Origin of the sequence: Shewanella basaltis, assembly GCF_023283885.1 — a bacterium.
In the GTDB taxonomy this organism is placed as follows: Bacteria; Pseudomonadota; Gammaproteobacteria; order Enterobacterales; family Shewanellaceae; genus Shewanella; species Shewanella basaltis.
Genome location: NZ_JAKILA010000004.1, coordinates 19,168 through 34,343, shown reverse-complemented (window position 1 = coordinate 34,343; position 15,176 = coordinate 19,168). Strand labels below are relative to the sequence as shown.

Here is a 15,176-nt window from a genome sequence, read left to right as displayed (position 1 = left end):
ACTTACAAGGTAAATTCCAGTACTGCATATGGTTTATTTAGGTTGTTTTTAATAATATTGATGAGATGAAATCTCATCAGGTTACCGATACACATTTATTAATACTGAATACTAAGCATAATAATAGAAACTATTTGCTATAGGATCAAATTAAATTACCTTTAATATGAGTTAAATTTGTCATTTATTTTATTATTTTATGCTTTTTTATATTAATGCTGTTAAGTGAGATGAACAGTGAAATGATAAAAAAATCTAAACAAGCGTTTGACTTTGATTGACGTTAACGTTAACAGGACGTAAAGTGATCTCATCTTGCATTGGCAAACGCCAGTGTGTTGTCCACATACATTGAAGGTGTAAGAAGGAAAACCTATGAAAGTATTGGTGCCTGTGAAACGCGTAGTCGATGCTAATGTGAAAGTCAGGGTAAAAGCTGATAACACAAATGTTGATACGACGAACCTTAAAATGGCGTTAAACCCATTTTGTGAAATTGCTGTAGAAGAAGCCGTTCGTCTTAAAGAAGCTGGCGTTGCCACAGAAGTTGTGGTGGTGAGTGTTGGGGCCAAAGTGGTTCAAGAGCAATTGAGAACGGCTATGGCACTTGGTGCTGACAGAGCTATTCACATTGAAACTGACGACGAACTTGTGCCGTTATCGATTGCTAAGCTATTGAAAGCGGTGCAAGAAAAAGAACAAGCCCAACTGATTATATTTGGTAAGCAATCGATTGATGGTGATAACAATCAAACCGGTCAAATGTTGGCAGCGTTGGCAGATATGCCACAAGCCACGTTTGCCTCAGAAGTGAAATTAGATGGCGACAAGGTCACGGTAACACGTGAGATTGATGGTGGTTTACAAACGTTAACCATGCCTTTGCCTGCTATTGTTACCGTGGATCTTCGCTTAAATGAGCCACGTTATGCATCGCTACCTAACATTATGAAGGCTAAGCGTAAGCCATTAGAGACCTTAGCCGTGGCCGATCTTGGTGTAAGCTTAAAAGCACATCAAACTGTGCTTAAAGTGACCCCTCCAGTGGATCGCAAAGCCGGTATTATGGTGTCTTCAGTTGAAGAGTTGGTTGAAAAGTTAAAAAACGAAGCGAAGGTGATCTAACATGGCCATTTTAGTATTAGCAGAACACGATAACGTTAGTTTAAAAACTGATACAGCCAAAGTGGTTAGCGCTGCAACGGCCATTGGTGGTGATGTCCACGTGCTTGTGGCTGGCGCAAATTGCAGTGCTGCGGTTTCTGCGGCACAAACGCTGGCTGGCGTGAGTAAAGTCTTGGTTGCCGACAGTGCGGAGTATGCTGCACAGCTTGCTGAAAACCTAGCTAAGTTAGTAGTTGAATTAGCTGGCGATTACGAGCACATTTTAGCTGCAGCATCAAGTGTGGGTAAAGATACCTTGCCTCGTGTTGCTGCACTATTAGACGTTGCGCAGATTTCTGAAGTGATTGATGTGGTCAGTAGCGATACCTTTGTTCGCCCAATATATGCCGGTAATGCATTAGCGACTGTGCAAAGCTTAGACGCGAAAAAAGTCATGACAGTGCGCTCAAGTGCATTTGACGCTGTGGCTTCAACCGGCAGTGCTGACACGGTTAGCCTTACGCAAGTGATTGCTGCTCGTACTGAGTTTGTATCACAAGCATTAACAGAATCTGCGCGTCCTGAGTTAGGCAATGCTGGCATAATCGTATCAGGCGGCCGCGGCATGGGCAGTGGTGAGAACTTTGCTATTTTAGAGCAATTGGCAGATAAGTTAGGTGCTGCTGTGGGGGCTTCACGTGCAGCTGTTGATGCTGGCTTTGTGCCTAATGATTTACAAGTGGGTCAAACGGGTAAAATCGTTGCACCAGACTTATACATTGCGGTTGGTATTTCAGGTGCCATTCAACACCTTGCAGGTATGAAAGACTCAAAAGTGATTGTTGCTATTAACAAAGATCCAGAAGCGCCCATTTTCCAAGTGGCTGACTACGGCTTAGTGGCTGATTTATTTGAGGCGGTTCCAGCCTTAAATAATTTAGTGTAACGGCATTAATCTATTTAGCGATTTGCAGAGCATTAACAAAAAGGTTTCTACTTGATGAGTAGAAACCTTTTTTATTGGGATTAGTTGCTGTTTTTGTATTCAGCGCGCTAGTGTTTATTTGCTTTAAAAACGTTAAACTAATGATGTTAAATTGTGGCTTAAGGTGTCGCTATTGTTATTTATGCTGCAATTGAGCGCTTATTGCTGGCGAACTATGTGCAATTTATGTTTGTATGTCGGCGCCAATTGTAATGTGTGTTTTTACAAGAAGCAGAAGTAGAGGTGCATTGCATAAGAGTAATGTTGAATTGGGTGATGCCAATAATTCAACACCAAAGGATGTAATGCCGAAATAAATGGGCTTATCAACCTCATTTGTTGGGGCAGTTCTCGAAAGGGACTGCACTGTCATAGTGTTTTTATCATAATGATAAAAAATAATATTCAAATTAAATGGATATTGCTGTGGAGTGCTACTAGTTAAGTTAATGCATATATGTCTGCATATGTGTATCTTTTTTCTAGTTTTCTCCATTCGTATCCAACGAAGAACTCAATAAATTATGATCATAAGTTATGCCGATTCGGCACTGTCAGTTTTGCCACCCCTTGTGGCAATTACATTGGCTATTTTTACCCGTAAAGTACTGTTATCTTTGGGGGTAGGGATTATTTTAGGTGCATTGTTATTAACGGATTTTGCTGTCGTTAGCAGCGCTGAATATATTGCGACTACTGTGAGCCAATTGGTGTGGAAAGATGCTGCGTTAAATAGCTGGAATGTATACATTCTTGGCTTTTTAATTGTGTTAGGCATGATCACTGCGTTGATTACTGTTAGCGGCTCTGCACGCGCGTTTGCTGACTGGGCCAAATTACGTATCCGTAACAAACGCGATGCTAAATTAATGACCATGTTTTTAGGTTGTGTCGTGTTTATTGACGATTACTTTAACAGTTTAGTTGTCGGCTCGATTTCACGACCCATTACCGACCGTTATCATATTTCTCGGGCAAAGCTGGCCTATATTCTTGATTCTACCGCTGCACCTGTGTGTGTGATTTCACCTGTATCGAGCTGGGGCGCGTATATTATTGCCTTAATTGGTGGCATTTTAACCACACATGGTTTTACTGACTCAGGCCATTTAAGTGTGTTTGTGCAAATGATACCAATGAACTTTTATGCCATGTTTTCATTGTTGCTATTGTTATGTGTTGCCGCCATGAGTTTGGATGTTGGTCCTATGCGTCAGCATGAGCTCAATGCGCTGCGTGGTGATTTATTTGACGCTTCTAAAGGCCACCCCCCAGGAGCAACAACTGATTTGCCAGAAGCCGATACAGGTAAGGTGATGGGGCTATTTTTACCTATCGCGATATTAGTGTTTGCTACAGTGTATTTTATGGTGTCTAGCGGCGCTGAAGCATTAGCATCAAATGAGCTGCCTTTTAGTGTTTTAGGCGCATTTGAGAATACCGATGTAAGTTCCTCGCTTTTCTTTGGTTCGCTAGTGGGCTTTGTGGCCACTCTTGGCCTTGCTGTACAACAAAAAGTTGCATTGTCAATGTTGTTAAGAGGTATTCTAGTTGGTGCCCGTTCAATGTTACCTGCGATTTACATTTTGCTGTTTGCTTGGACAATTTCGAGTGTGATTGGTCAGCTTGAAACCGGTAAGTATATGGCAAGTTTAGCCACGGATAATATCCCATTTGCGTTGTTGCCTGCGGTGTTGTTTTTACTGGCAGGCGTCACTGCATTTGCAACCGGCACCAGCTGGGGCACCTTTGGTATTATGTTGCCTATTGCAGCAGATATGGCAATGGGCAGTGACAGCACCATGATGTTACCTATGTTAGCCGCAGTGCTTTCTGGTGCTGTTTTTGGCGATCATTGCTCGCCGATATCGGACACCACTATTTTGTCATCAACCGGTGCCAGTTGCCATCATATTGACCATGTTATGACGCAACTGCCATATGCCTTAATTGCAGCTGCGATTAGTTTAGTAGGCTACGCCGTGTTAGGTTTTACCAGTTCTTTGATGGCTGGTTTATTCTGTTGTAGTGTACTGTTTATTATCAGTATTGTGGTTTTGCACTTTTGGGCTAAAAAGTAGCTTTTATCGCTAAATCATGCCAGCAATACCGGTAACGGTATCGCGATTAAACATGCCGTATTCATCACGAATACGGCATTTTTTTGCTCGTTTTCTTGATACAGAACTGTATGGATGCAGGAGATAGAGTAACGCAGGAGCAGTTACCGACGACTGCATGGATGCAGGAGATAGAGTAACGCAGGAGCAGTTACCGACGACTGCATGGATGCAGGAGGTAGAGTAACGCAGGAGCAGTTACCGACGACTGCATGGATGCAGGAGGTAGAGTAACGCAGGAGCAGTTACCGAGCGCTCTATGCTTTGATTGTGGCGAATGTCACACTGATAATTTCGCTAAAAGAGCACATTCTAATGCGGATTGGCATCAAACCAGTTACTATAAGCGGCATAAACTGACCAACGATTAGGACACTAAATTTTGGCGCAACTGTACTTTTATTATTCGGCAATGAATGCCGGTAAATCAACCTCATTACTGCAGTCTTCTTATAATTACCGTGAGCGTGGTATGCATACCTTAGTGATGACGGCATCGATAGATAATCGTTATGGTGTCGGTAAAGTGTCATCTCGTATCGGGATTGAAACGGACGCGCAGGTTTTTAAGGATGATGATAACTTAATCGAATTAATTTCAGCATCCCATGCAGAACAAAAAATTCACTGTGTGCTGGTGGATGAAAGTCAGTTTTTGAGTAAAGAGCAGGTTCGTCAGTTAACACATGTGGTCGATAATATGGACATTCCCGTGTTGTGCTATGGGCTGCGCAATGATTTCCAAGGTGAACTGTTTCCAGGTAGCCAATATTTATTGGCCTGGGCTGACAAATTAGTTGAGCTTAAGACCATTTGTCATTGTGGTCGTAAAGCCAATATGGTGGTAAGACTGGACCACGAAGGCAAACCAATGCGCGAAGGTGAGCAGGTTGCTATTGGTGGTAATGAAAGCTACGAGTCAGTGTGTCGTAAGCATTTTAGAGAGTTTTTGTGGGATTAATACCCAATGCTATAACCTAGTTAATCAACTTAAAAAAAGCCGCGTCATGAAATGAACGCGGCTTTTTTACATCTAACGATTAAAAATCAGCATCAGCGAAACCAATAATATCGGCACTGCTTGCCTCAATTTGTTTGCGTAAGCTTCGAGTTTGGCTACCCCAATAGCTCATAAAGAACTGTGCGGTTTTAAGTTTAGCTTGGTAAAAGCTTGTCTCTTCAGCACCAGCTTCTAATGCGGCTAATGACGTTGCTGCAACGCGGGTCCACATCCAAGCGAGGGCGGTAATACCAAATAACTGCATGTAGGCCATTGACGCAGCACCAATGAGATCGGGATCCTTGCTGGCTGCTTGCACAATAAACCCGGTGGCTTTTTCAAGATCGCCCGCCGCATCCATTAACCCAGCAAGATAAGGCTTCATCGCATCATTTGTTGCATGTTGCTGCACGAGTGCTTTGACCATGCCAGACCAAATGGTTAATGCAGCGCCTTTATCACCAAGCAACTTGCGACCGACTAAATCGAGCGCCTGCACACCGTTGGTGCCTTCGTAAATCATGGCGATACGAATATCACGCACAAACTGCTCCATGCCCCATTCGTTAATATAGCCATGGCCACCGTATACTTGCTGGGCATCGACACAGGCTTTGAAACCTTGATCAGTAACAAAGCCTTTAACGATTGGCGTAAACAGTGCGGCTAACGCCGAGGCTTGTTTGGCTTTAACTGGGTCGCTATGACGCTCTGCTTCATCAAGCCATAATGCTTGTTGCCCCATTAGCGCGCGAGTCCCTTCATTGAACGATTTTTGTGACAGCAGCATTCGACGTACATCGCCATGTACTAATAATGAGTCAGCCGCTTGATCTGGCTGTTTGACACCGCTTAATGCACGGCCTTGAATACGCTCTTTGGCATAAACTAATGCATTTTGGTAGGCTATGTCTGATACACCTAAACCTTGAATACCGACACCTAAACGGGCTTGGTTCATCATCGTAAACATGGCTTTTAAACCTTGATGTGGCGCGCCAACGAGTTCACCTATTGCGCCGTCAAAATGCATTACACAGGTCGAGTTACCGTGAATCCCCATTTTATGCTCAAGCCCTGTTGCGCTTAGTGTGTTGGCCTCACCTAAGCTGCCATCGGCATTGACTAAAAATTTAGGTACCGCAAATAACGAAATCCCTTTAACACCTTCTGGCGCATCAGGTAAACGCGCTAAGACTAAATGAATGATGTTTTCTGCTAAGTCATGGTCGCCAGATGAGATAAAGATTTTTTCACCACTAATGGCATATAAGCCATCGCTAACTGCAACGGCTTTGGTGCGAAGTAAGGCTAAATCGGTTCCGGCATGAGACTCGGTTAAGTTCATGGTACCTGTCCATTCGCCGCTGACTAATTTCGCAAGGTACTTTTGTTTTAGTGCATCACTCCCATGTACATGAATTGCTGAATATGCACCATGCGTTAACCCTGGGTACATCGCAAATGCCATGTTGGTTGCTGTTTTCATTTCGGTAGCAAAAGTGCCGATAACTTCAGGTAAACCTTGGCCGCCGTATTCTGGGTCGCAGGTTAATGTGGCCCAACCATCTTCAACATATTGTTTGTATGCTTGCTTAAAACCACTTGGCGTTATGACTTTTCCATCGACCAATTTACATCCCTCTAAATCACCGCTGGCATTGATTGGTAGCATAATGTCGGTAGTGAAGTCTGCAACGCCTTGCAAAATCGCGTCAGTGAGATCTGCATCTATTTCATCAAAACCGCGTAAATCAGTTTGTTGATAGATGTTCAGCAATTCAGACAAAATGAATTGGTAATCACGTAAAGGAGCTTGGTAGATAGGCATAAGTCATTCCTTGGTTAGTTATTGCTTTACGGTTTGAGTGACCAACGTAACCGTCACTGGTCCGATGTTTGTTTTGTTAATCACCTAACATACCCAATTTCGAGTAAAAACTCAGCATTATTTTTACGTTAACGTAAACTATTTTGTTATTGGTTAATGTCACGATTGGTTAACTGTGGATATTCATACTGATATTCATTTGTAAAAGATCAAAAATGTATCAATACACAACAGTAGGCATCGAATTTTTTATATCATTAATAAATATTAGAGAAGTTAATGGTGGAAATGAGGTCGTTATATTTTACTTATGCCGCTATTGTAAAACGTGGCGTCAAATATCAAGGTAGCGATTTACAACAATTAGGTATTTTTTAATCAAGACACTGATGCAATTTCTGCACAACATTACTTAATATTGGGATGACAAGGTTAGATAAAAGCAATGAAGTGGCTGTCTTATAAGGTCAAAGGTATACCCGCTACCAAACTACAATTCATGCTGTGTAACCGCTCATCAACCAAAGCGATCATATACTGCAACCACTAGGCAGTTTATTGGGTTTGTTGATGTAACGTCAGTTTTAACATGAGCGGCCCAATAAGCGTCGTTAAGGCGATTACCATCACTAAAATCGCAAATTCTTTGGCGTGAATAACCCCAAGTTGACGGCCCATCTCGGCAAATACTAACCCCACTTCACCTCGTGGGACCATTGCCGAGCCGACAATACATCTTTCTTGCCAATTTGAACTGGCTACCACGCCGGCAACAAACTTGGCCGCGACCGCAATTAAGGTTAATCCTAGTAATAACAGCATTCCCATTAGGCTCAAATCGAGTTGTTCAAGATCAAGACTAATCCCCACATACACAAAAAAGATGGGGCTAAATAATTGCACTAATGGTTTGGCTGACTCTTCGAGTTTATGAGTAAAGGCAAATGGGTTTTTGAGATAGCGATTAAAAGGGGAGGTGAACTGCCTTGATAAGCCCATGCCGACAGCAAACCCGCCCAAAATGGCGGGTGTGCCAAACCCGTGGGCTAACCAAGCAAACAAACAAATGAGCGCCATGACGACCATGATCTCATAGCCAGGAATGCTGGCTTTAAGGTGTAACCAGCGGCTTAAATAAATAAGGGTTCTCACTAACGGCGGGCTAAGAATAATAAATACGGCAATCATGGCAAGTAACATTAAGGTTGAGCCTATAGCAAGCTCGCCCGATGAGGCAAAATTAAACAGTATGCTTAATAAAATGACGCCAACAATATCGTCGATTACGGCAGCACCAAGAATGATGTGACCTGCAATGCTTTGCGTTTGATTGTTTAAACTTAATACCCGCATTGAAATGCCAATGCTGGTTGCTGTAAGGGCGCAGCCAAAAAAAAGTGCAGTAAAGGGCGGGATAGACAGCCAATACATGCTGGCAATACCGCAAGTCACTAACGGGATCCCGATGCCGAGTAACGCGACACTCATTGCTTTGTGACCAGAATGAGCCAAACGTTTTATTGAGGTTTCACAGCCAATATCAAATAGCAGCAATATTACGCCTAATTCGGCAATGAGGGCTAAGGTGCTGTGCGGTGTAACCCAATTGAGCAGCGATGGGCCAATAATAATCCCTGCGGTCACTTCGCCAACCACGCTTGGAAATCCTAATCGTGCACTTAACTCACCTAATAAACGACCGCTCACCAGAATGAGAAACAGTGCTATTACAAAGCTGTCTATTGCCATCTCATTTTCCTTAAGTTGGGCAATATGTATTTGATTATTTTGATCTAACAAACTTGATGTTGATCAATTTTTATACCGATATTTATGCACAAACTTACGCTATTGGCTAAGCTAAAGATAGTTACTGGCTCACGTTTTTAGACAATGTATTTCGGGAATATAAAAGCCGTTTTGATGCGTTTTTAGTGAGATGATAATGCGATAAGTACCTGTAAATGTGTTTAGGGTATCAATGAATCATTAACACGTCCCATAAAGGAGATTTAAATGAACAAAATGTTTGTTATTGCTCAAATGGAAAGCGCGCACACAGATGCTGTTGCTCATGGGTTAGCGTTAGCGAAGCAATTAAATAAGCAGGCCGAAGTGTTTGCTTATACTTATGCTTATTTAAGTGGTGCCGACCGGGACAATCCTAGGTTGGCGGGCGTTGCACAAAAAGCCTTGATGACTCAACGCGAAATACAATTACAAGCTCATTTAGATAGCCTCGATGCTGAAGATGTGCCATTACATGTGATTTGGAGTAAATACCTTTTTGAACATGCTTGCAGCCATGCTCAGCGTCATGGTTTTGATTTGATGGTTAAAGCGGTGCACCATGCAGAGCATTATTTACCGACCGACTGGCAGCTTATTCGCCATACAACAGTGCCCTTGTTGTTGCTCACTAACAATCCGCTTAATAACGGCAACACGACGTTAATTTCAATTGACTTGGGTACCAGTAATCCTGCAAAACAGCGCCTTAATGATGCCGTTATTGCCCATGGTAAGCAGTTTGCTAAAGCAACTGGCACAAAGCTGCATGTCGCTTACGTACTCAGAATTCCGCAAATTGTACGCGATATGGATATACTTGATATCAATGCCTTGGTGAAAAAAGCGTATGCGGAGCATAAACAAAAAATTGCTGAGATAGGCGTAGATGCCGATTGTATGCACATCATTACTGGTGAGCCTGAATTGTGTTTATTTGAATTAGCCTGCCGCTTAAAAAGTCAATACTTTGTGGTCGGTGCAAGGCAGCGTCAAGGCTTGTTAGGGCGAATTATTGGTAATACAGCAGAAGCTATTTTAAGCCGGATGCGCAGTAATGTATTGGTTATTCCAGCACAAGACTAACGATAACATAAAGCCCGGTAAAAACCGGGCTTTATTGATTTTGATAAGCAAACCTTAAAACGTCATTTCGGGTACATGATCTGGTACCACTAGCTTACCGGCTGTTTTTGTGACGATCTCTTCAACTGATACGCCAGGTGCGCGCTCTAAAAGATGGAATGCGCCATCTTTAATTTCCATAAAGGCTAAATCGGTCATGACCCGCTTAATACAGCCATAACCGGTTAATGGCAGTTCACATTGAGATAATAATTTTGAATTACCGTGTTTGTCTGCATGCATCATGGTGACAATAATATTGTCAGCCCCAGCGACTAAATCCATTGCGCCGCCCATACCTTTAATCAGTTTACCTGGGATCATCCACGAGGCGATAGATCCGTTAACATCGACTTCAAATGCGCCTAGTACGGTAAGATCGACGTGGCCGCCACGGATCATCGCAAAACTTTCTGCTGATGAAAAGAATGACGCGCCAGCAACCGCGGTGACGGTTTGTTTGCCTGCGTTGATAAGATCGGCATCAATGTTTTCTTCACTCGGAAACTCGCCCATGCCGAGTAAACCGTTTTCAGATTGCAGCATCACTTGCATGCCTTGTGGAATATAGTTGGCCACAAGGGTTGGAATGCCGATACCAAGGTTGACATAAAAACCGTCTTGTAATTCTTTTGCTACGCGCTGGGCGAGTTGTTCTCTGGTCAGTGCCATGGTGTTGTCTCCCTTATTTCGCCGCTTTGACGGTGCGTTGCTCAATGCGTTTCTCAAAGCTGGCTTTGATAACGCGATCAACATAAATACCCGGTGTATGAATATGGTTTGGGTCGAGCTCACCTGGCTCAACAATCTCTTCAGCTTCAACCACGGTAATTTTACCTGCGGTGGCCATCATTGGATTGAAGTTAGCGGCGGTTTTTCTAAATACCAAATTACCCATGGTGTCGGCTTTCCAGGCGCGAACTAAGGCAAAGTCTGCTGTTAATGATTCTTCTAATACGTAGTGACGACCTTTAATTTCACGGGTTTCTTTGCCGTCAGCAATGGGTGTGCCGTAACCTGTTGCGGTAAAAAATGCCGGTATGCCTGCGCCGCCAGCGCGAATTTTTTCGGCCAATGTGCCTTGTGGCGTGAGTATGACATTAAGCTCACCAGACAACATTTGTTGTTCAAAGGTGGCGTTTTCGCCAACATACGAGGCTATCATGGTCGAAATTTGATGCTGTTTAAGTAACAAACCTAAACCAAAATCATCAACACCAGCATTGTTTGAAATGGCGGTTAAGCCTTTTACACCCAATTTAACCATGTGGTTAATTAACCCTTCAGGAATACCACACAAACCAAATCCGCCGACCATAATGGTCATGTCGTCACTCAGTCCTGCTAGTGCTTCGTCATAGCTATGGACGACTTTATTGAATCCTGCCATCTTGTTGTCCTTATTGTTATGTTCACAAGGGGGAGTGTTTTGCCTCACCCCTGTGAGTATATGTGATTATGTTCTGATTGCATTTGCCACTTTAGACCCATTAGTGCGCCCCAACACGCGGCTAATGGTATCGCCTGCAAGCGCAAGCTTAGTGAGGTCAATACCGGTATCAATCCCCATGCCATGGAGCATGAAAACTAAATCTTCAGTGGCAAGGTTGCCCGACGCACCTTTGGCATAAGGACAACCGCCTAAACCAGCAACCGAGGTATCAAACACGCTGATGCCGGTATCAAGGCACGCCAGTATGTTGGCTAAGGCTTGGCCGTATGTGTCGTGAAAATGCAAAGCTAACTTGTCTATTGGCACCACTTTGGCGACAGCGTCAAGCATTTGCCTTGCTTTAGTGGGCGTGCCAACACCTATGGTGTCGCCTAATGAAATTTCGTAACAGCCCATTTTATAAAGGATTTCAGATACTCTTGCGACGTCACTCACCGCAATGTCGCCTTCGTATGGGCAACCGAGCACACAAGACACGTAGCCGCGCACAGCGACTCCATGCTGTTTGGCGGCTTCCATTAGTGGTACAAAGCGCTCGATTGACTCATCAATTGAGCAGTTAATATTCTTCTGGCTAAAGCTTTCAGAGGCTGCGCCAAAAATAGCCACTTCATCGGCGCCAGCCGCTAACGCCAGTTCAAACCCTTTCAGGTTAGGGGTTAAGGCGCTATAAACCACACCCGTTTGGCGTTTTAGTTGCTGTAATACCACATCAGAGTCGGCCATTTGTGGCACCCATTTAGGTGACACAAAGCTGCCCGCTTCAATACGCTTAACACCAGCATCGCTAAGTTGGGTGATAAGCGTGAGTTTGTCGGCCGTGGTCACCGGTACTTCGTTTTGTAGGCCGTCACGGGCACCGACTTCAAAAATGCTGACTTTTGTCGGTAACATTTATGCTTCCTCGACGTGAGCTTCACTGGCTAATGGTTCAACGTTTAACAGTTGTGCCCCGTCACTGACAAGCTCACCGCTTTGGAAATAAAATTCGCTGACCACACCGTCATATGGTGCTTCGATGGTATATTCCATTTTCATGGCTTCCATCACTAATAAGCCTTGGCCTGCTTTAACTTGCTCGCCCACTTCCACTAAATGCGTCACCACAGTGCCATTCATTGGTGCCTTAAGCTTATCTGCATGGTTTACCACCTCTTCAGCTACTTGAGCCAATATGGCTTTAAAGTGATAGCTGCCTGATGGCAAAAATAGCGTAAAGTCGTCACCTTGATGGCTCACTGGTACTTTACTTTTATGGCCATTAATTTCGGCTAAAAGTAAGTCTGCTTTAAGCTCACCCGCTAGGTTCAGCACTTGCTCGTTTAAGCATAATTGATATTGTTCACCCACGGCGGTAATAACGAGATCATGCTGTTGAGTGACCGTTGCGGTATCTGTTAACAGCGACACATGGTGTACGCTTGAACTATTAAGTCTAAATCCGCTGACCAAGCCCCAAGGTGAGTGAGGGTCGGCGCTATTAATTGCCAATGTTTTAGCCGCTTGTTTGCGAGACAGCACTTGAAACAGGCCTGCAAGTGCTAACGCGGTATCGGCTTCAATGGCCGCATCACCAATTAAGGTGTCGCCAAAGCGCTCAATAAAGTCAGTGCAGAAGTCGGCAGCAGCAAAGGCGGGGTGCTCGGCAATGTTGGCTAAAAACTCGATGTTATGTTTAAGGCCGCTAATTTGATAAGACTCAAGCGCATGCACTAAACGTTGCAGGGCGCGAGGGCGTGACTCATCCCATACTATTAGTTTGGCAATCATGGGGTCATAAAAGTTACTGATGACATCGTTTTCACGAATGCCTGAATCAATCCGTACGTGCCGATTTTGCTCTGGTTCGCGTAAAAAGTTGAGTTTACCGCTGGCAGGTAAAAATTCGTTTTGCGGATCTTCAGCGTAAATTCGCACTTCAAACGAGTGGCCATGGATACGCACTTCATCTTGGCGTAGCGGCAGTTCACCACCACTGGCGACCACTAACTGCCATTTCACCAGGTCTTGGCCTGTCACCATTTCGGTTACAGGGTGTTCCACCTGTAAACGGGTGTTCATTTCCATGAAGTAGAAGCTGTTGTCGGTATCCAGTAAAAACTCAACGGTACCTGCGCCAACATAATCAATCGCCTTAGCAGCCGCCACGGCAGCATTACCCATTTGGGCACGCAGCTCGTCTGACAAACCTGGCGCGGGGGCTTCTTCAACCACTTTTTGATGGCGACGTTGAATAGAGCAGTCCCGGTCAGATAAATAAATGGCGTTGCCATGTGTGTCGGCAAATATTTGTAATTCGACATGACGCGGTTGGCGTAAATAGCGCTCCATGAGTAGCTTGTCATTACCAAATGACGAGATGGCTTCACGACGTGCAGACTTAATGGCTTCAAGTATTTCGTTTTCGTTTTCAACGATACGCATCCCTTTACCCCCGCCGCCGTAAGCCGCTTTAATCAGTAAAGGAAAGCCAACGGCTTTTGCTTCGGCCATTAGGGTTGCATCACTTTGATCGTCGCCATGATAACCGGGCACTAAGGGCACATTGGCGTTTGACATGATTTTTTTGGCGGCACTTTTACTGCCCATGGCATCAATGGCATCGCTACCAGGGCCGACAAATGCAATGCCATTTTGCTCACATTTGCGAGCAAATTCGGCATTTTCTGACAAAAAACCGTAACCTGGGTGGATGGCTTCTGCGCCCGATTTTTTAGCTATTTCAATAATCAAGTCAGCTTTTAAATATGAATCGGCCGGGGCGCTGCCGCCTAAGTAAAATGACTCATCGGCCATGGCCACATGGCGCGCATCTTTGTCGGCATCAGAATATAGGGCGATGGTGCGAACACCCATGGTTTGCGCAGTTTTAATAATACGGCAGGCAATTTCACCACGGTTAGCAATCAGTAATTTGGTAAACATTATTGGGCTCCTTGTGGATCAGATTTAGCGGTTTGCCATGCTGGCGTGCGTTTTTCAAAGAAGGCATTAAGCCCTTCTTGACCTTCATCTGATACACGAATACGAGCAATTTGCTCGCTGGTAAAATTGAGCGTTGCGTCGTCAATCACGCTGTTTTCTAAATACGCCACAAGATTTTTTGCCCATGCCATACCTTGAGGGCTGTTGGCATTAAATGCAGCAATAAAGGGGGCTGCTGCGGCATCTAGGTCGTCGTTAATCTCGTGAATGACTTGATGGGTTAAGGCTACATCAGCACTGAAACGTTCTGCGGTTAGCATAAAACGGCGTGATTGACGATGACCCATAGCGCGAACCACATAAGGGCTAATGACCGCCGGAATAAGGCCTAGCTTCACTTCACTTAAACAAAAACTGGCGCGAGTGGTGGCAATGGCAATATCGCAGCAGCAAATTAAGCCTAATGCACCACCAAATGCGGCACCTTGCACAAGGGCAATGGTTGGCTTTGGAAATTTGTCGAGTACGTGCATTAACTTAGCAAGTTCGTGCGCGTCGGTGAGGTTTTGCTCAAAGTCCATTTGTGCTTGTTTGCGCATCCAGTTTAGATCGGCGCCAGCACTGAAGTTTTTACCATTGGCGCGCAATATTAACATGGTGCATTGACTGTTTTTGGCAAAGTGTTCGATAGCTTGGATCATCTCGCTGATCATCACTTCATCAAAGGCATTGTGGACGTCAACGCGATTTAAAATAAGCTCTGCCACCCCTTGTTCAAGGCGGCATTCAATAAATTTATATTGGTTTGATAACATGATTCATGACTCCTTATTCACTGAATTAAC

General features: G+C 44.3%; 13 protein-coding genes and 1 riboswitch. Of the genes, 5 read left to right on the top strand and 8 right to left on the bottom strand.

The features are described from left to right. Positions 1 to 375 precede the first annotated feature (375 nt). From L2703_RS04600 to L2703_RS04590, 3 genes are all read left to right on the top strand, one after another. Positions 376 to 1,125 (top strand): electron transfer flavoprotein subunit beta/FixA family protein, encoded by a 750-nt coding sequence (locus L2703_RS04600; RefSeq protein ID WP_248969955.1) that lies wholly within the window; start codon positions 376 to 378, stop codon positions 1,123 to 1,125. A gap of 1 nt (position 1,126) precedes the next feature. Beyond that, on the top strand, positions 1,127 to 2,050 hold the full coding sequence (locus tag L2703_RS04595) for an electron transfer flavoprotein subunit alpha/FixB family protein (protein ID WP_248969954.1): 924 nt from the start codon (positions 1,127 to 1,129) through the stop codon (positions 2,048 to 2,050). A gap of 269 nt (positions 2,051 to 2,319) precedes the next feature. Next, a riboswitch (Lysine riboswitch) is annotated at positions 2,320 to 2,534 on the top strand. A gap of 76 nt (positions 2,535 to 2,610) precedes the next feature. After that, positions 2,611 to 4,170: a Na+/H+ antiporter NhaC family protein gene (locus L2703_RS04590; protein ID WP_248970078.1), complete on the top strand. Its 1,560-nt coding sequence runs from the start codon at positions 2,611 to 2,613 to the stop codon at positions 4,168 to 4,170. Positions 4,171 to 4,179: 9 nt separating this feature from the next. Here the strand turns inward: L2703_RS04590 and L2703_RS04585 are convergent, their stop codons facing one another. Next, positions 4,180 to 4,329, bottom strand: a complete 150-nt coding sequence (locus tag L2703_RS04585; RefSeq protein WP_248969953.1) for a hypothetical protein — start codon at positions 4,327 to 4,329, stop codon at positions 4,180 to 4,182. Between the two features lie 262 nt (positions 4,330 to 4,591). Here L2703_RS04585 and L2703_RS04580 point away from each other — a divergent pair, with 262 nt between their 5' ends. Next, positions 4,592 to 5,170 (top strand): thymidine kinase, encoded by a 579-nt coding sequence (locus tag L2703_RS04580; RefSeq protein ID WP_248969952.1) that lies wholly within the window; start codon positions 4,592 to 4,594, stop codon positions 5,168 to 5,170. 79 nt (positions 5,171 to 5,249) lie between these two features. Here L2703_RS04580 and L2703_RS04575 read toward each other — a convergent pair whose 3' ends face one another. Further along, entirely contained in the window at positions 5,250 to 7,040 is a 1,791-nt protein-coding gene (locus L2703_RS04575) for an acyl-CoA dehydrogenase C-terminal domain-containing protein (protein WP_248969951.1), read from the bottom strand. 555 nt (positions 7,041 to 7,595) lie between these two features. After that, positions 7,596 to 8,789: a cation:proton antiporter gene (locus tag L2703_RS04570; protein ID WP_248969950.1), complete on the bottom strand. Its 1,194-nt coding sequence runs from the start codon at positions 8,787 to 8,789 to the stop codon at positions 7,596 to 7,598. Between the two features lie 267 nt (positions 8,790 to 9,056). On the opposite strand from L2703_RS04570, the gene L2703_RS04565 reads away from it, so the two are divergent. After that, complete coding sequence (locus L2703_RS04565) at positions 9,057 to 9,914, top strand: universal stress protein (RefSeq protein ID WP_248969949.1); 858 nt, start codon at positions 9,057 to 9,059, stop codon at positions 9,912 to 9,914. A gap of 54 nt (positions 9,915 to 9,968) precedes the next feature. Here the strand turns inward: L2703_RS04565 and L2703_RS04560 are convergent, their stop codons facing one another. The 5 genes from L2703_RS04560 to L2703_RS04540 all read right to left on the bottom strand — a co-directional run bounded on the left by L2703_RS04560 (position 9,969) and on the right by L2703_RS04540 (position 15,146). Beyond that, complete coding sequence (locus L2703_RS04560) at positions 9,969 to 10,625, bottom strand: 3-oxoacid CoA-transferase subunit B (RefSeq protein WP_248969948.1); 657 nt, start codon at positions 10,623 to 10,625, stop codon at positions 9,969 to 9,971. A 13-nt stretch (positions 10,626 to 10,638) separates the two neighbouring features. Then, entirely contained in the window at positions 10,639 to 11,343 is a 705-nt protein-coding gene (locus L2703_RS04555; protein ID WP_238102931.1) for a CoA transferase subunit A, read from the bottom strand. Positions 11,344 to 11,409: 66 nt separating this feature from the next. Continuing rightward, entirely contained in the window at positions 11,410 to 12,300 is an 891-nt protein-coding gene (locus L2703_RS04550; protein WP_248969947.1) for a hydroxymethylglutaryl-CoA lyase, read from the bottom strand. After that, entirely contained in the window at positions 12,301 to 14,331 is a 2,031-nt protein-coding gene (locus L2703_RS04545) for an acetyl/propionyl/methylcrotonyl-CoA carboxylase subunit alpha (RefSeq protein WP_248969946.1), read from the bottom strand. It abuts the gene before it with no gap. Beyond that, complete coding sequence (locus L2703_RS04540; RefSeq protein ID WP_248969945.1) at positions 14,331 to 15,146, bottom strand: enoyl-CoA hydratase-related protein; 816 nt, start codon at positions 15,144 to 15,146, stop codon at positions 14,331 to 14,333. The genes L2703_RS04545 and L2703_RS04540 overlap by 1 nt, the downstream gene beginning before the upstream one ends. Positions 15,147 to 15,176 lie beyond the last annotated feature (30 nt).